The organism is Rhodococcus sp. NPDC080181, from assembly GCF_040702225.1.
Classification (GTDB): domain Bacteria; phylum Actinomycetota; class Actinomycetes; order Mycobacteriales; family Mycobacteriaceae; genus Rhodococcoides; species Rhodococcoides fascians.
In genome coordinates this window covers 271822-287547 of record NZ_JBFBKN010000002.1, presented here as the reverse complement: position 1 = coordinate 287547, position 15726 = coordinate 271822, and the positions used below count along the sequence as shown (strand labels likewise).

At 65.8% G+C, this 15726-nt stretch carries 12 protein-coding genes; 7 read left to right on the top strand and 5 right to left on the bottom strand.

Going from position 1 to position 15726, the window contains the following annotated elements:
* Window positions 1-14 precede the first annotated feature (14 nt).
* Window positions 15-1229: a polysaccharide biosynthesis protein gene (locus tag AB0O58_RS03625; RefSeq protein ID WP_206498676.1), complete on the top strand. Its 1215-nt coding sequence runs from the start codon at window positions 15-17 to the stop codon at window positions 1227-1229.
* On the opposite strand, the gene AB0O58_RS03620 is transcribed toward AB0O58_RS03625, so the two are convergent.
* A complete protein-coding gene (locus tag AB0O58_RS03620; RefSeq protein ID WP_032400466.1) occupies window positions 1210-2286 on the bottom strand; it encodes a substrate-binding domain-containing protein in 1077 nt (358 codons plus the stop codon). The two genes, AB0O58_RS03625 and AB0O58_RS03620, sit on opposite strands and share 20 nt — an antisense overlap.
* A 103-nt stretch (window positions 2287-2389) precedes the next feature.
* On the opposite strand from AB0O58_RS03620, the gene AB0O58_RS03615 reads away from it, so the two are divergent.
* The 3 genes from AB0O58_RS03615 (at window position 2390) to AB0O58_RS03605 (ending at window position 6154) form a co-directional block, all read left to right on the top strand.
* Window positions 2390-2827 (top strand): MarR family transcriptional regulator, encoded by a 438-nt coding sequence (locus tag AB0O58_RS03615; protein ID WP_032367431.1) that lies wholly within the window; start codon window positions 2390-2392, stop codon window positions 2825-2827.
* 169 nt (window positions 2828-2996) lie between these two features.
* Window positions 2997-4439: a cytosine permease gene (locus AB0O58_RS03610; RefSeq protein WP_052073940.1), complete on the top strand. Its 1443-nt coding sequence runs from the start codon at window positions 2997-2999 to the stop codon at window positions 4437-4439.
* Window positions 4436-6154 carry a nitrilase-related carbon-nitrogen hydrolase gene (locus tag AB0O58_RS03605; protein WP_366237903.1) on the top strand — a complete coding sequence of 573 codons (1719 nt, stop codon included), beginning with the start codon at window positions 4436-4438 and terminating at the stop codon, window positions 6152-6154. The genes AB0O58_RS03610 and AB0O58_RS03605 overlap by 4 nt, the downstream gene beginning before the upstream one ends.
* A 101-nt stretch (window positions 6155-6255) precedes the next feature.
* Here the strand turns inward: AB0O58_RS03605 and AB0O58_RS03600 are convergent, their stop codons facing one another.
* Complete coding sequence (locus AB0O58_RS03600) at window positions 6256-7377, bottom strand: DUF3068 domain-containing protein (protein ID WP_366237902.1); 1122 nt, start codon at window positions 7375-7377, stop codon at window positions 6256-6258.
* A 167-nt stretch (window positions 7378-7544) separates the two neighbouring features.
* Between AB0O58_RS03600 and AB0O58_RS03595 the strand changes: the two genes are divergently transcribed.
* The gene (locus AB0O58_RS03595) at window positions 7545-8690 is read left to right on the top strand and encodes an acyltransferase (protein ID WP_287452706.1); all 1146 of its coding nucleotides are present in this window, start codon (window positions 7545-7547) and stop codon (window positions 8688-8690) included.
* On the opposite strand, the gene AB0O58_RS03590 is transcribed toward AB0O58_RS03595, so the two are convergent.
* From AB0O58_RS03590 to AB0O58_RS03580, 3 genes are all read right to left on the bottom strand, one after another.
* Window positions 8668-12915, bottom strand: coding sequence for an alpha-(1->3)-arabinofuranosyltransferase (locus AB0O58_RS03590; RefSeq protein WP_366237901.1), 4248 nt, complete (start codon window positions 12913-12915; stop codon window positions 8668-8670). The two genes, AB0O58_RS03595 and AB0O58_RS03590, sit on opposite strands and share 23 nt — an antisense overlap.
* Window positions 12916-12937: 22 nt before the next feature.
* Window positions 12938-13108, bottom strand: coding sequence for a DUF2613 domain-containing protein (locus AB0O58_RS03585; RefSeq protein WP_072692026.1), 171 nt, complete (start codon window positions 13106-13108; stop codon window positions 12938-12940).
* Window positions 13109-13211: 103 nt separating this feature from the next.
* The gene (locus tag AB0O58_RS03580; RefSeq protein ID WP_027495380.1) at window positions 13212-13679 is read right to left on the bottom strand and encodes a universal stress protein; all 468 of its coding nucleotides are present in this window, start codon (window positions 13677-13679) and stop codon (window positions 13212-13214) included.
* 154 nt (window positions 13680-13833) lie between these two features.
* Here AB0O58_RS03580 and AB0O58_RS03575 point away from each other — a divergent pair, with 154 nt between their 5' ends.
* On the top strand, window positions 13834-15009 hold the full coding sequence (locus AB0O58_RS03575) for a glycoside hydrolase family 3 N-terminal domain-containing protein (protein WP_222065410.1): 1176 nt from the start codon (window positions 13834-13836) through the stop codon (window positions 15007-15009).
* Window positions 15010-15071: 62 nt separating this feature from the next.
* Window positions 15072-15674, top strand: coding sequence for a TetR/AcrR family transcriptional regulator (locus AB0O58_RS03570; RefSeq protein WP_027495382.1), 603 nt, complete (start codon window positions 15072-15074; stop codon window positions 15672-15674).
* The last annotated feature ends 52 nt before the right edge of the window (window positions 15675-15726 follow it).

Genomic DNA, 15726 nt, shown 5'->3' with positions numbered 1-15726 from the left:
TATACCGTGGACGCATGTCGTTTCGCGCCTCGTCCGAGGCAGACCACCCGGCGGGTGCGTCCGTCGCCGGGATGGGGATGGTGACGGCCGGCTCGATGTTCGCCAATGTCGTGGCGTATCTGCTACAGGTGCTCGCGAGTCGCATGCTCGGCGTCGAGGGTTACGGCGAGTTCGCGAGTCTTCTTGCGGTGCAATTGGTTCTGGCGGTCCCGGCGTTGGCGTTGCAGTCCGTCGTCGCGCGCGAGGTGGTGCGCGGCCGCAGTTCGCGCGAGCTGCGTGGCGTCGGCTACCGCTGTGCGGCGGTCGTGGGTGTGCTGGCTCTCGCTGTGTCCCCGGCGTTGTCGGCGGCCATGGACGTCTCGGCAGCGGCGACGGTGTCGGCCGTGATCGCTGCGCCGGTGCTGGTGTTGTTGGCCGCGGAGCAGGGGCTGCTGCAAGGACGCGGCCGGTTCGGTGCACTGAGCGTGGTGTTGGCGGCGGCCGGTTTCGGCAAGGTGGCGCCGGCGGTGGTCGTGTTGCTGCTCGGCGGCGGCCCGGGTTCGGTGCTGCTGGCCACGGCGGCCGGTATCGGCGTGGTGGCCGTCGGCGCGCGGTCGGCCGCCGGAGTGCCGGTGAACGCGGTGTCGGAAACCAGGGTGACCGTTCTGACGGTGTTGCAGGCCTCGCAGGTGCAGTTGGTGCTGATCGCGATGTCCGCGTTGGATCTGGTGCTGGCTCGTTCGTTGCTCAGCAGTACCGAGGCCGGGCTGTACGCGGTCGGTGCTGTCGCGTCCAAAGCAGCGTTCTGGCTGCCGCAGGCGGTCGGGGTGGTGTTGTATCCGCGCATGGCGAACCCGTTGCACTCGGCTGCCGCAGTGCGCTCGGCGCTGACCGTCGTCGCCGGACTCGGCACGGTACTGGTATTGGGGGGCGCGCTGGCGTCGCCGCTACTTCCTTTGGTTGTCGGTGACACGTATTCCGGTGTGCAGCAATACGTGTGGCTCTTCGTGCTGCAGGGGGCGTGCCTGGCGGTACTGCAGAGCGCGCTGCTGTGGGCAATCGCGGGGGAGCGCACCCGCCTGGCCCTCGTCGCCTGGTTCGCCCTCGCGGTCGAGGTGCTGCTGTTGCTGTTCGTGGCGTCCACCCTGGCCCAGTTCGTCACCGTCGCAGCCGTTACCGCCGCAGTCACGATGGTCGTCGTGTGCGCAGTCGTTCTGTTCGGAGACAGGATCAGTCGCCGGCAGGTCTGATCTCGCCGATGATCTCGAAGTCGACAGCACCCGCCAACGCCAGATAGATCGGTTGCGAAACGTGGCCGTCGGACAGAAACAGGTGCCCACGGGCACCGGTGAACGACACCGAATCGGATACGGATTCGATGATGCGAACATCTGCTGTGCCTGCCCTGTTCACCAGCGCGCCCAGCAGTTTGATGCCCTCGTAGCACGACTGTCCCAGTGCGCCGACGATCGGCGCATCGACCCCGAATGAACGAGCGAAACGAGCGGAGAATCCCAAACTTGCTTCGGTGGCGAGGGTTTCGAAATAGCCGGACGCGACGTACAGCCCGTGGGTGTTCTCGCCGCCGGCCGCCAGCAACATGTTCTCGTCCATCAGTGGACTGAGGCGGATGCAGTGCGCGTCCAGCCCGGCACCGGCGAATTGCTGATGGAAATGGACTGCGTCGTCGCCGATGAGGAGGACCACGGTCGCGTCGGCACCCGACCGCTCGATCGCGGTGACGGTCCTTGCGAAGTCGCTCGTGCCGACCGGTGCGAACTCCGCGTGCACCACCGATGCGCCCAGCGCACGGAGCCGAGTTGCGGTGATGGAAGCGCTCTTTCGGGGCCAGACGTAGTCGTTTCCGACGATTGCCCAGCGGCGTCGTCCGAATTCGCGAACGAGGAACTCCAGCGCCGGCACCAGCTGGTTGGCAGGGGTCTCACCGGTGATGAACAGTCCCGGGTAGCGGTCGCCGCCCTCGTACATGGAGGTGTACACGTACGGAATCCGTCCGAGCGTCACCGGAATGACGGCTCGCCGTACCGCCGAGGTGTGCATCCCCGCCACCGCATCGAGGGCACCGGCATCGAGCAGCGTCGCGACCTCGTGGGCCACCGTCACCGGATCGCGGCCGCCGTCGATGGACATCAACTCGACGCGGCGGCCCAACACACCGGCCGAGGCGTTGAGTTCGTCCCTGGCCAGCTGGGCCGACAGCTCGCTCGACGGTCCGATGATGCCGAACGGTCCGGACATCGGAAAGATCAGGCCGACGCGAAACGTGTCGAACCGATCGCTGTTCATCGTGCCGTCCGTCCGCTCGGTGTCTCTTCGCGGTTCGCTTCACCATAGAATCGCTGAGAGAGACTGTAGCGCCGACGCAGGAACCGAGCAGGGGGACGATCACGTGGATCACCAGGATGCTGCGTCGGCAGCGCGTTTGCTCACCGTGGTCGAGCGGGCCGTGTCGGATCGATTGCGCGCCACCCTCGTGCCGTGGGAATTGGACCTCGAAGAATGGCGAGTGCTGTCGTTGTTGTCCGACGGTGAGGGACACACGATGGCCGAGACAGCGGAGTTCGCATTGCTCTCCCCGCCGACGTTGACCAAGGCGGTCAACCGGCTGGTCTCCAACAATCTGGTGCACCGCCGTACCGGCACCGTCGATCGTCGCCAGGTGCTGATCCGCTTGACGGCCCGTGGGAAGGCGAAGCACGACGCGGCCGCCCCGATGATGAACGACGCCGCGGCGATGGTCTTCCCGTCGGAGTCGGATCGTGAGCTGTTGCAGTCTCTGCTCCGGGCCCTCGAGACCAACGCGAAGACGGCCTCGATCACCCACTGACCTTTCTCGGCGTCCGGTCTCGGACGCGGTCTCCGCCGTAACCTGCCAGGTCGGCCGCTTTCGTGATCTCTTTTTAACATGTTTCACATTGCAATAGTGTCCACGGAAAGTATTGTTCCGATGCAGCGCAGCCAGCGCTCTCGCCGCGAACCGAAGTGGACACCCGTTCATGAACATGAAGAAATACTTCGAGGGGCCAGCGACCAGCCTCGACGATCAGATCGAAAGCTACGCAACCTCCCGAGTGCCCGACGACCAACGCTGGCGGCGGCCGGCGATCCTGCTGGTCCTCACCGGCAACGTGACCGCGATGTTCTGGTTCGCCCTCGGCGGCCAGATCGGGTTTCTGGTGGGATGGCCGATGTTCCTGATCCCCGTGGCGTACATGGTGATCGGTGCGACGCTCGTCGGCAGCCTCATCATGCGTATCGCCAGCCAGGAGGGTCTGTCGCTGCCACTGCTCACCCGCGGGCTCGGATTCGGAACCAAGGGTTCTGCCGTCGCCTCGCTCGTCTACGCGGTCAACTACGTGTTCTACTTCATTTTCGAGGGCAGCATCGTCTCGCACGGGCTCAGTGAGCTCGCGGGGATCGATATCGACTCCGCGTGGGCCACAGTGGTATTCGCGCTGGTCGCACTCGTGGCGCTGTTCTTCTCCTGGCGCGGTATGCACTCGATGAACATTCTGCAGCGATTCGGGATGCCGATCTTCCTGATCCTGTTCGCCGTCGGTATGTACATGCTCGCCAGCGGTTACGTACTCGTCGGGCCCGGCGAATGGGAAGCGACCGGAGGATTCACCGCCACCGCACTGTGGCAGGCGTTCAGCCTCGCGAACGGGCAGGTCGTGTTCCAAGCACTCATCGCCACCGACTACGGACGGTTCGTCAAGAAGAGCGTCAGCTATGTCGGAACGGCCGGACTGATGCTCGCAGAACTGCTGATGATCGTCGTCGTGATGATTCTCGGTGTGTTCCTCGGTTTCACGATGCTGCGTCATTTCACCGGAACCACTGCAACACCGGAACTCTCGGCCACCGACCCGGGATTGTACTTCGCCATCGTCATGGGTCTGCTCGGCGTGATCTTCGCGGTGGTCACCCAGGTTCGCATCAACGTCATGAACCTGTATTCAGGATCCCTCGCCCTGTCCAACGCGTGGGATGTGCTCTCGCCCAGGAAGGTCGGGCGTCAATGGTGGATGGTGGCGCTACTGGTGGTGGGCGTGCTGTGCTACCCCGTCAACATTCTGCAGTACACCGACAAGTTCCTGGCCGTCACCGGCATCATGACCAACACCTGGATCTTCATTCTGCTCGCGGACTACTTCGTGTGCAGAAGACTGCTCGGCCTGGCTCCACGCGACAACATCGAGTTCCGCGAAGGGCGAGTGCGCAATTGGAACCCCTGCGGCATCATCGCCATGGCAGCGGGCGTCGCGGTGGGCGGACTCGGCGTGTTCGGCCTCTACCCGTCGTATTACGCGTCGTTCATCGCCATGCTTCTCGGTCCTCTTCTCTACGTTCCGCTCACGATGGCAACCCGCGGACAGTTCTACGAACCACCGAAATCGAACGATCCCCTCATCGCCGAAAGGATTGTGGCGTCATGACATTCACTGCAGCGGCCGTCCAATTCGAGCCCACTCTGTTCGCCAAGGAATCGAACGTCGCCGCTCTGAGCGACCTCGTGGAGAAGGCGGCGTCGGACGGAGCGCGCCTGATCACGACACCCGAAATGGCAACCACCGGCTACTGCTTCCACGACACCGAGGAAGCGGCAACCGTCGTCGAACAGATCCCCGGCCCCACCACCGAGACGTTCGCCGAGATCGCCTCGCGTCGTAACTGCTACATCGTCGTGGGCATGCCCGAAGTCGATGCGACGAGCGGATTGTTCTACAACAGTGCAGTTCTCATCGGTCCCGAGGGAATCGTCGGCACACATCGCAAGACGCATCCGTACATCGCCGAACCCAAATGGGCGGCCCCGGGCGATCTCGGGCACCAGGTGTTCGAGACCCCGCTCGGTCGCATCGCACTGCTCATCTGCATGGATCTGCACTTCCTGGAGACGGCGCGAGTGGCTGCGCTTCAGGGTGCCGACGTGATCTGCCACATCAGCAACTGGCTCGCCGAACGCACTCCTGCCCCCTACTGGATCAGTCGGGCCTTCGAGAACAACTGCTACGTCATCGAGAGCAATCGCTGGGGTCTCGAACGAACCGTTCAGTTCAGCGGCGGCACCTGCATCATCGAACCCGACGGAAACGTGGCCGGCCGCCTCGACGTCGGTGACGGTATCGTTCTCGGCGACATCGACATTCGTCGCACACGTGAGGCCGGTCCCGTGCGCAGGCCGAATCTGTACCGTGAACTGCAGACCAACACGTATGCGTGGAACCCGCTCGATTTCTTCACCCTCTACGGCCACTCGCCCTTACCGGCCGGGCGGACTTCGTCGGTGAGCGTCGTGCAATGCACTCCGGGGACGTCGATCGACGGCAATCTCGACGACATCGAACAGTGGGCCGCCGGCCTTGCAGGCGCGAGCGATCTCATCGTGTTTCCCGAACTGTCCGTCACCGGGCCGGTCTCCGCGGATCGCCCGCCGCGCGAGGTCGGGGAGTCGATCGACGGGACGTCGCTCTCACGCGTCGTCGATATCGCTGCCCGGCATGGTGTTTCGATGGTCGTCGGTGTGGCCGAGCACGACATCGGTTCCGATCGGGTGTACAACTCCGCAGTGCTGGTTCAGCCGGACGGAACCTGCACGGCGTACCGCCAGATCCATCTGTCCGTCGAACACACCTCGCTGTTCGATGCGGGCGACCGCTGGATCGTCGTCGACCTTCCCGTCGGGAGAGTGGGAATGCTCGTCGGTCACGATGCACTGTTGCCGGAGGCCGGCCGAATTCTGGCGCTGCGTGGCTGTGATCTGATCGTTTGCCCGGCCGCACTCGCAGGCACCTTCGTCGGCTCCCACCCGGGAACCGACATCCCTCATGCAGCAGAGATTCCCACCGGAGCCGATCCCACGCACTGGCATCACATGCGCGTCCGGGCAGGCGAGAACAACGTGTACTTCGCGTTCGCCAACACGATCGACGCCGACCGCGGAATTGCCGGACACAGCGGAGTATTCGGGCCCGACACCTTTGCCTTCCCCCGAACCGAAGCCCTCGTGGAGAGCGACGCACCGGGCCACGCGACCTGCGTCGTGGACACCACGAGCCTGGGCGGGGCGTACCCCACCAACGTCGTGCGCCGCAAAGACCTCGTGCTGATGCGGCAACCACACCAGTACGGAATCCTCTCGACTGCCTGAGTGGCCGAAAACGCCAGTGGCGTGGTCATGTGCCCGCTGGGGCACACAACCACGCCACTGGCTATCTGGTCGTTCCGCAGGCTCCACTCCTGCATAGGCACTTACTCCTTGGAGAGGTTCGTCCTCGGAATCTCTTCCGTGCGATCGGTCGTCCAGTCGCGGTTCGGTGCGGTGCCGCCACTGGGGGTCGGGCGGGGACCGGTGTCGGTGCGGGCCGGCTGACGGTGTCCACCGTTGCCGCCGCGCAGCAGCAGAACGACTCCGGCGATCAGCGAGATGACACCAAGGATGCCGGCGACGATCGGAACGGTGCGGCCGAAGAGCGACAGCTTGTCCTGGCCGTCCTTCGCCTGCTGGATCTGGTACTCGACGGTGTTCTCGTCGAACGTGATCGGGGCCTTCAGTACGTCGACCTCGGGACGGCCTGCCTCACGGCCGTAGTACTGGTGGATCTGCTCTTCGCCCTTGACGACGACGCCGGTCTCGGGCTCGACCCACAGGGTGCGGGTGTTCTCGTACCAGCGGGTCATCGTCACCGGTGCGGTCCCACCTTCGACGCCCCAGGTGTCGGCGGGCAGCGTGACCTTGTTGGTCGGCAGGTTCACCACGGTCGACAGGTCGACCGGTCCGACGGTCTGCTGGTACTGGTACACCGGCGTGCCGTTGATCTCGGTTTCCTCGACGAAGTCGATGTCCTTCGAGGCGCGCGCGTTGACGTCGAAGTACGGGTAGCTCTTCTGCTCGGCGTTGAACGGGAACTTGTACTGCAGACCGGTGTGGGCCACTTCCTCGGCCGGCTTGTCGCCTGCCACCTGAATGGTGCCGATCGGGCTCTCGACGGGCATCGAGGTCTTGCGGTCGATGCTCACGCGGTCGACCGTGGCGGTCAGCAGTCCGGTGTCGGCTTGCTTGTCGGTGCGGCGCAACGTCTGTCCGGCCTGAAGCGTCATGATGTCGGCGTCGGAGGGATCCTCGACGGTGACGAATCGCTGTGAGGTCAGTGGAACGTTCTGATCGACCACGGCGCGACCGGCTGCCAGCGACCGTGCGTCGAGGACGCTTCCGGTGCCGGTGGAGACGGTGGTGACCTCGAGGTCGAGTGGAGTCTTCTCGAGCGCCGAGACGGTGTAGGTGGGGATGAGGATGGCGGCAACCACCAGAAATGCGCCCAAGCCGATGAGGAAAAGGGCCAATATCCGGCTCGGCCCTGAGCGCTCCGCCATGCTGAATCTCCTTAGTCGACCGCTTCACTGGAAGACACCGCAGGCGGGATCGTACGAATTCCCCGATGCGCTGCCCGATTTCTTACGACACGTCGCAGGTGACAGTAACAGTCGACAGTGGCACCGGTCTCGTCCATGCCGGTTCGACACGGCACACTTGAGCCACCATGAGCACTCGAGTCCACTCGGCGTCCGTCGTACCGTTGCGTGCCTTCGTGCCCGCTCTGGAGGGGATGCGGGCAGTTGCCGCGCTCGGCATCGTCGTCACCCACGTCGCATTCCAGACCGGGGCCGCCAATTCCCCGCTGATGGGCCGAGTCTGGGGCCGGTTCGATCTGACGGTGGCGATCTTCTTCGCGCTGTCGGGATTTCTGCTGTGGCGCCCGCATGCCGCGCAGGCCCGCGGACTCACGCAGGCGCAGCCCACTCGCCGCTACTTCTGGTCTCGCGCAGTGCGCATCCTGCCCGCCTACTGGGTGGTCACGGTGCTCGTCCTGCTGTTTCTGCCGCACGCAGGCGGGGACTATCGGGTGTGGCTGGCCAACCTGTCGCTGACCCAGGTGTTCGTACCGTTGACACTGACCGAGGGCATGACGCAGATGTGGTCGTTGTCGGTCGAAGTGGCGTTCTATCTGTTGCTGCCGCTGTTCGCCTGGCTGATGATCCGGCTTCGGGGATCGTCGGCGACGTACCGGGTGTGGGTTCTGCTCGCTGCGTCCGCGGTGACGCTCTCCTGGGCGTTCATTCCGATCGCGACACCGGAAGCCATCCATCACGACAACTGGTTGCCCGGCTACTTCCCGTGGTTCGCCGCCGGCATGGTGCTCGCCGAAGTATCGGTCGGTCCGCAGATGTGGGTGCATCGTTGGGCGCGTCGCACATGGGTGATGCCCGCGATCGCGGTGACGGCATTCGTTCTGTCGGCGACGCCGCTGGCGGGCCCACAAGGATTGGTGCGGCCCGAGCCGTGGCAGTTCGAGCTCAAGATCGTCTTCGGTGCCGTGCTGGCGTTCGCGATGCTTTCGCCGTTGGTGCTGGCCGATTCCGGCCGCCGGCATCGGGTGTTCGAGCATCCGGTGATGCTGACCCTCGGACGCTGGTCGTACGGGATCTTCATCTGGCACCTGGCCGTGCTCGCCGTCGTGTTCCCGGTGTTCGGCATCGTCCCCTTCTCGGGCGGCATGTGGTTCGTGCTGACGGTGACCCTGGCGCTGTCGATTCCGGTCGCTGCCGCGAGCTATGCGCTGGTGGAAGAGCCGGCCCGGCGCAGGTTCGCGCCGAAGAAGGCGGTCACGGCTTCCGCATCGCGCTGACGGCCAACGCGACGATGCCGATCAACGATGCCAGCTGCACCGCGTAGGACCCGCCCACATATCCGTCGGCCGACCGCCACGGCCCGAGCGAGAGCAGCGCTGCCCCCAGCAGAGCGAATCCACCTGCTGCGCAGACCGATACGCGAGACGTGAGCTCCGACCCGTAGCGGCGGTTCAGCAGCGCCGAGCCGACACCGAGAACCAGCACCGAGATCGCTCCGACGACGCCTGCCAGCACGATCGCCGCGCCGAGCAGCGCCGCGAACGCCACCGGAGTGCTACGCCAGGGCCTGGGCACGGGGCCCGGATCGACGACGCCGCGAGGCCGTCGCAGCGCCGCGATCAGCAGCGGAATCAACAGCAGTAGTCCGCCGAAGATCCCGAGTCGGTACCAGCGGTCGGTGGTGAAATCCAACGACACCGTGCCCGACGCCCCGGCCGGGACGATCCAGGCCTGCTGCCAGCCGTCGACGACCACCGGGGTCAGTTCGGTCCCTCCGGGTGTCGTTGCCCGCCAGCCGCTGTTGTTGCTTTCGGGGATGACGAGCAGGCGATCCGAGGTGCTCGAGGTGAGGGTCACTTCGCGGTGATCGGGGCTCCAGGCTGTGGTGCGCGCCGCCTGCGGTGCAGACGTGTCCGGCCACAACGCCGGAATGGGCATGGTGCGCAGTCGAAGCCCGTCGACGAAGAACGACGCTCCGGGTTCGACGACGATGTCCTGGCGTCCCTCGGGGAGCGACACGGGATTGACGAACTTTTCGTTGACCGGGATGTCCGCGTCGCAGACCGATGCAGGTAGAGCTGCGCCGGAACGGAATTGGTCTGCGGTCGCCGTCACCGAGGTGCGCACCGTCTGCCCCGCGATGGACACCAGGGGTCCGTCGAAGCAGTCGACCGTGATCTGCCGGTCACCGTCGTACGGCGGCCCGATCGGCTCACCGGCGGACAACGGTGTGACCTCGGCAAATCCGGGCGGTTGAGATTGGATGAAGCCCAACGAGTTTCGGTCGAGTACGCCGTCCCAGTCGACGATGGACAGCACGATCCTGTCGGTCACGTACGGTGCCAACGCGAGTGTCGTCGAACCGTCGGTATCCACATCGCGCACCATCGGACCGTTGCCCAGGTTCACTGCCACCCGCGTGGGGTGGGCAGGCAATGCGCCGAGGCTGGGGCTCAGCTCGAGCCCGTCCACCAGTGTCGGAGCGGGCAATTGGATGGTGAGAGTGGGGTCGGTGCCGGCTCGATCGGTGATCGACTTCTCCGGTGCCGTCCACGACGTACGCGGGTCGCCGTCGGTGGCGGCGAAGGCAGAGCCGTCGAGGTCCGCGACGTCGGACGCCCCGCTCGCCAACGGCCGGCCGGGCTGGGCCAGCAGGGCCTCGAGCTCGGGGGACTGCCGCGTGCGCACCGTCAGCTCGGGGATCACCGCGGTGCCCATCGGGACGTCGATCGTGCGCGAGAAGCGGCCCAGTTCCTCCGGCGACTTGGACAGTCCACTGCTGCAGCGGATTCGATCGTCGGTGTCCAGGCAACCGGAGCGGCCGGGAAATTCTTGGCCCAGCTCCCACGCGTCGACGCTCGCGCCCGCGGGAGTGGGTGGCAACACCGCGCGATGCACGATGGAGACCGGCTTGGGGTTGTCTCGATCGGAGTAGTCGTCCACCGACACCTCGCTGATGCCGAACTGACTGCCCCGGGTGCCGTCGACCGTCGACTTCGCGGTGATGCGCAGCCACGGAGTTTCCCCACCGGGCAGCGACACCGTCATCGGGTCTCCCGGCTTGTCCACCCGGGCTGCCGTCGAGCCGTTCGGAGTGGTGACCTCGACCCACTTGACCGGGTCTCCGATCGTTCCCGGGCTGGTCCGCATGTGCAGCAGCCCGCCGCGCACCGGAGTATCGAAATCGAGTTGAAGCCATTGCCCCACAGCGCGTTCGATGCCGTTGCTGATCCAACCGGTGGCCAGGTCACCGTCCACTGCGGCCGCGACCCCGCTGCCGGGCACACTGCCCCCGATCTGAGTCGCGTCCGACGCCGAACTCGACGCGGTCAACGTCGCGCCTTCCCACTCCGCGTCCACGGTCTGCGCCCCGTACACCGGATAGTCGGGCACCTCGTTGAGCGAACGGCGGGGCTCGTCGGCGGCCCGCAACGCGGAGTTGTGATTGTCCACCTGACCGAAGTCGGTCTCGCGATTCATCGGTGTGTCGGTCACCGTCACCGAATCGACGGGCAGGCCCGCAGCAGCTGCATCCGACGCGAGCAGCGTCGGCCCGGCCGGAACGGGCAGCCGAACACCGTTGTTGCGCAACTCGTTCGATCGCAGAATCGACTCGGGCCCGCCCTGCACCACCGGCACCCGATCCACATCGACCGTGTACGGACCGGAGGCAGGTACGTCCGCTGCGGCATCGACCGCGTAGATCTCGACGGCCGGATACGGAGGCCGTAGGTCGCCGTCCAGAACCACCCCGTCCACCTGACCCGGTGCCACGTCCTCGCCGAACTCTGCCACCTTCTCGAGCCCCGGCGAACCGTCGAGCACGCGGTGGACGGACGCCGGTCGGGTGGACCGCGAATCCTCCGGGTCCAGGTCGTTGCGCACGACGACGTAGTTGATGCCCTGTCCCACAAGGGTGTCGGCCAAGCCGGTCGACGGCCTGCCGTCGGCGAAGAGTCGTTGCACCGAGTCGAGGGCGCGAATGGCACCGGGCGGCGTGAGCGGCACCGCATCTCGGACGGCCCAGGGCGTGGTCGCGAGAGCCTGCAACGGCTCGTCGCGCGTCAGGCCCCAGGTCTGCAGAGCGAACGGTGCGCCGGGCACGATCAAGGCGCGCTGCGCGTCGGAACCGTCGGGACTCGAGCCGGAGGCATGGTCGGTGAGCCAGTCCGCGGCGTCGTGCCAGTACTGCGGCACGGCCTCGTACGCACCGCGCGGCGCGAGCTTGCCCGTCCACGCCAGCGCCGTCGAGAGCGTCAGCGCTACCAGGATCAGCGCGGTCACCGCCATCATCGGGTGCTTCTCGGGATGCGCGACGGCCGCTCGCCACGTCGGCCGTGGAACCGAACCCGGCAATGGAACCCGGGCCAGCAGATGAGCGAGGCCGAGTACCAAGGGGATTCGAATGACCGGCTCTAGTTTGTGAATGTTGCGCAGAGGTGCGCCCGCGGAATCGAGGAACACTCGCACGGTTGCCGCGAACGGACCGTCGAGATCGCCGACGAACCCCGCGCCCAGGCCGACGAGGCCGACGAACAACATGATCGTCAACCGGCCGCGGGCCGGCATCGAGCGCATCGCCAGACCCGCAATGCCTGCGGCCGCGATCAAGCCGGTCGCGATCACGGCAGCAGGCTGAGTCACCAGCACGGCGCCCGCCACCCGTTCGGGAGAGACGAACGGGGTCCAGCTGCCGGTACCGCGTAGTACCTCGGTCAGCGACGTCCACTGGGTCGTCGTGCCGGACGATTCGATGTAGTCGAGGAACGGCGGAGAGACCTTGCCCAGCAACAGCAGTGGGACGATCCACCACAGTGTCGCCAGCACCAGAAAGCCGGTCCACCAGGCCGCGAACACCAGCCAGCGGCGGTTCGGTCGATGGCACAGCAGCCAGATGACGGCAACCAGAACGGCGGCGGCCGTCGCGACGGCATTGACCGCGCCCATCAACGCCACGGCCAGCGCCGATTGTGCCGCCGCGCGCCGAACCGTGTTCGTTGCGGACCGGCTGTTCAGGCAACGAACGATGGGAACGAGCACCCACGGCGCGAGCATCATCGGCATCGTCTCCGAGGAGATCGACGCCAGAGTGGTGATCACTCTGGGGGACAGCACGAATGCTGTCGCTGCGATCAGACGGGAAGTGCGACTGCCGACACCGAGTGCCTCGGCGAGCCGGACGATTCCCCAGAAGCCGGCGACGAGCAGCAGTGCCCACCAGATGCGCTGGGTGATCCACGGTGGAATCGACAGCAGATCACCGCCGGCGAAGAACGCTCCGTGCGGGAAGAAGTAGCCGTAGGCCTGATTCTGCACCTGGCCCAGCGGTGCGGCGCTGTTCCACTGATGCGAGGCGCGTTCGAGAAATCCGAGAGGGTTCTGCGCCAGGTCGTACTTGGTATCGGCGACGGTGAAGCCCGGGACCTGCAGAAACGTGAGCAGGAATGCGAGAGCGGAGACTCCGAAGAGCCAAATCCGACCGAGCGGCTCGGCCGAGATCAACGATCCACGTGAGCGACCAGCGTCAGCGGCTGCCGTACTCAACCTGGTTCAGCAAGGACGAGTCGGCGTTTCCGGTGCGATCGATGTCCGGCCGAGAGTTGTCTGCTGCACCGGCGGTGACTCCGAATACGACGCCGGCACCCAGTACGGCTCCGACGACGGCGGCAATGACACCCGGGACAGCGAACTTCATCTCGGTTCTCCAGTCAGTCGGCTCAGTGAAGCAGTGGGCGAGGTTGTCCCCCACGCGGGCATCACGGTATCACCTGCACCCCGTGAACCGGCCGGTGGACGCGTTACTTTCCGGGAGGAACGATCAGCACGGGTCGATGGCTGTGCCGCAGCACGTGCTCGGCCACCGAGCTCTGCAGTAGGGCCCGCAGCCCCGTGGTGCCCCTGGTGCCGGTGACGATGATGTCGACGTTCATCTCGTCGGCCTTCTCCACGATCGCGCTCCAGATGGCGGTGGTGCATTCGGTGCACTGGCCTTCCACCTTCAGGCCCGCGGCCTCGGCCAGGGCGACGCCCTCGCTGTTGGTCACCTTCGCATCGGTGAGAGCAACGTCCTCGGCCTCGTCGTCCGGCACCCACTCGGGCTGCATGACACCCGACAGACCGGACATCCGCGCTGCTTGACGCACCATCGGTTCCCAGGCCGTGACGACGATCGCGCGAGAGGTGGTGAGAAACCGTCCCGCATAGTCGATGGCTCGTTTGGCGTTGTCGGAACCGTCGTAGGCAATGAGTATGAGGTCAGCAGTCATGGTGGTGATTCTCCTCATGTCGCTTTCGTCCAGATTACCCCGCCCCCACCCCGGATCGATGTGGGTTTCGGTCGCTCGGAGTGCAACAAAGTCGCATTGATCCCAACCGGAGGGCGGTCAGCAACACGCAACTTCTCGGCTACCGTCGTATTCCATGCGACTTCGGTTTTCTGTTCGGTCCGCTGCAGCACTGACGGTCGGGGTGGGGTTGCTCGTCTCGTGTTCCAGTGAATCGTCGCAGGTGGCCTCGACGCAGTCGGCTCCGTCCTCGACGACGACCGCTCCGCAGACGACGGTCCCGCAGTCGACGCCTCCGCCGGCCGACGCGTGTGTCACTTTCGTCGACGGTCTGACCGAGCGGCAACGTCTTGCGCAGTTGCTCACCGTGGGCGTCACCGGAACGCAGGACGCGGTTCGGATCATGTCCACCGAGCAGGTGGGCGGGATCTTCGTCGGCAGCTGGACCGACGAGTCGATGCTCGGCAACCGTGAGGTTCCGCAGGTGCTCGACGCGTCCGCGGTGGCACCGATGGTGACGATCGACGAAGAAGGCGGACGCGTGTCGCGGGTAGCCGATCTCTTGGGTGCGGCACCGTCGGCGCGGGAACTGGCGCAGACGATGTCGGTGGACGAGGCGTATCAGGAGGCCTTGACGCGAGGCCGGGGACTGAAGGATCTCGGCGTCACCGTCGACTTCGCGCCGGTCGTCGACGTCAGTGCTCAGCCCGATGATTCGGTCATCGGCGACCGCTCGTTCTCCGACGATCCGCAGGTCGTCATCGAGTACGCGGGGGCGTACGCGAAGGGGTTGAAGGATGCGGGTGTCGAGCCGGTCATCAAGCACTTTCCCGGGCACGGCTCGGGTTCGGGCGATTCGCACACCGGGGCCGTCACCACGCCGCCGCTCGACGAGCTGAAAGCCAAGGATTTGCTGCCGTTCGCCGCGCTCGACACCACAGGAGTCGGCGTCATGGTCGGCCACCTCGACGTGCCAGGACTGACCGACCCCGGTGTTCCCGCCAGCATCAGCCCTGCGGCTATGGCGTTGCTGCGCGACGGCGTCGGATACGGCGCGAAGCCCTTCGACGGCCCGATCTTCACCGACGACCTCAGTGGCATGGCGGCGATCACGGCCCGGCTCGGGATCGTCGACGCGGTCGAGTCGGCGCTGGTTGCCGGAGCCGACGTGGCGTTGTGGCTGACCACCGATCAGGTGCCGGCGGTGTTGGACAATCTGGAGGACGCAGTGGCGACGGGACGCCTTCCCGCAGCCCAGGTGGACGAGGCGGCGGCGACGGTTGCTCGGTTCAAAGGGGCGTGCGGAGCCTGATCGGTCGTCGCTCGACCTTACTGTGGAGTAACGTCTAGTGCTTCGTACGTATTGGAGGATCCATGGCTGGCGGCACCAAGAGACTGCCCCGCGCCGTCCGCGAGCAGCAGATGCTCGACGCGGCAGTGGATGTGTTCTCCGACAACGGGTTTCACGAGACATCGATGGATTCGATCGCCAAGAAGGCGGCCATCTCCAAGCCGATGCTCTATCTGTACTACGGCTCGAAGGACGAGCTGTTCGCTGCGTGCATTCATCGTGAGGGCCTCAAGTTCGTCGAGGCCCTGACGCCCGCTGCAGACCCGACCCTGACGCCGCGCGAACAACTGCGCCGTGCGCTGGTCGGTTTCCTCGGCTTCGTCGGCGAGAACCGAAAGTCGTGGATGGTGCTCTACCGCCAGGCGATCGGTCAGCAGGCTTTTGCCTCGCAGGTGCAGAGCAGCCGAGACCGGTTGATCGAGCTGACCGCAGGTCTGCTGGCGATGAGTACCCGAGACCCGGAACAGTCACAGAACTTCGGGCTGATGGCCGTGGCGCTGGTCGGGGCCGGCGAGGCTGTGGCCGACCGCGTGGCAGGCGGAGAAATCGAGGTCGACGCCGCAGCGGACCTCCTGGAAAACCTGGCGTGGCGCGGACTCGCCGGTAAGAAAACTGCCACTACCTAGCTGGCCGCCCGGGTCGTTCCGCAGGCTCCACTCCTGCTGCCGAACTCGAAGC

What these genes read in the sequence shown, in the direction of transcription:
- AB0O58_RS03610 (WP_052073940.1), top strand. Translation starts at nt 2,997, where the DNA reads ATGAACATGAAGAAATACTTCGAGGGGCCAGCGACCAGCCTCGACGAT.
- AB0O58_RS03605 (WP_366237903.1), top strand. Translation starts at nt 4,436, where the DNA reads ATGACATTCACTGCAGCGGCCGTCCAATTCGAGCCCACTCTGTTCGCC.
- AB0O58_RS03580 (WP_027495380.1), bottom strand. Translation starts at nt 13,679, where the DNA reads ATGACTGCTGACCTCATACTCATTGCCTACGACGGTTCCGACAACGCC.
- AB0O58_RS03595 (WP_287452706.1), top strand. Translation starts at nt 7,545, where the DNA reads ATGAGCACTCGAGTCCACTCGGCGTCCGTCGTACCGTTGCGTGCCTTC.
- AB0O58_RS03620 (WP_032400466.1), bottom strand. Translation starts at nt 2,286, where the DNA reads ATGAACAGCGATCGGTTCGACACGTTTCGCGTCGGCCTGATCTTTCCG.
- AB0O58_RS03625 (WP_206498676.1), top strand. Translation starts at nt 15, where the DNA reads ATGTCGTTTCGCGCCTCGTCCGAGGCAGACCACCCGGCGGGTGCGTCC.
- AB0O58_RS03585 (WP_072692026.1), bottom strand. Translation starts at nt 13,108, where the DNA reads ATGAAGTTCGCTGTCCCGGGTGTCATTGCCGCCGTCGTCGGAGCCGTA.
- AB0O58_RS03575 (WP_222065410.1), top strand. Translation starts at nt 13,834, where the DNA reads ATGCGACTTCGGTTTTCTGTTCGGTCCGCTGCAGCACTGACGGTCGGG.
- AB0O58_RS03600 (WP_366237902.1), bottom strand. Translation starts at nt 7,377, where the DNA reads ATGGCGGAGCGCTCAGGGCCGAGCCGGATATTGGCCCTTTTCCTCATC.
- AB0O58_RS03570 (WP_027495382.1), top strand. Translation starts at nt 15,072, where the DNA reads ATGGCTGGCGGCACCAAGAGACTGCCCCGCGCCGTCCGCGAGCAGCAG.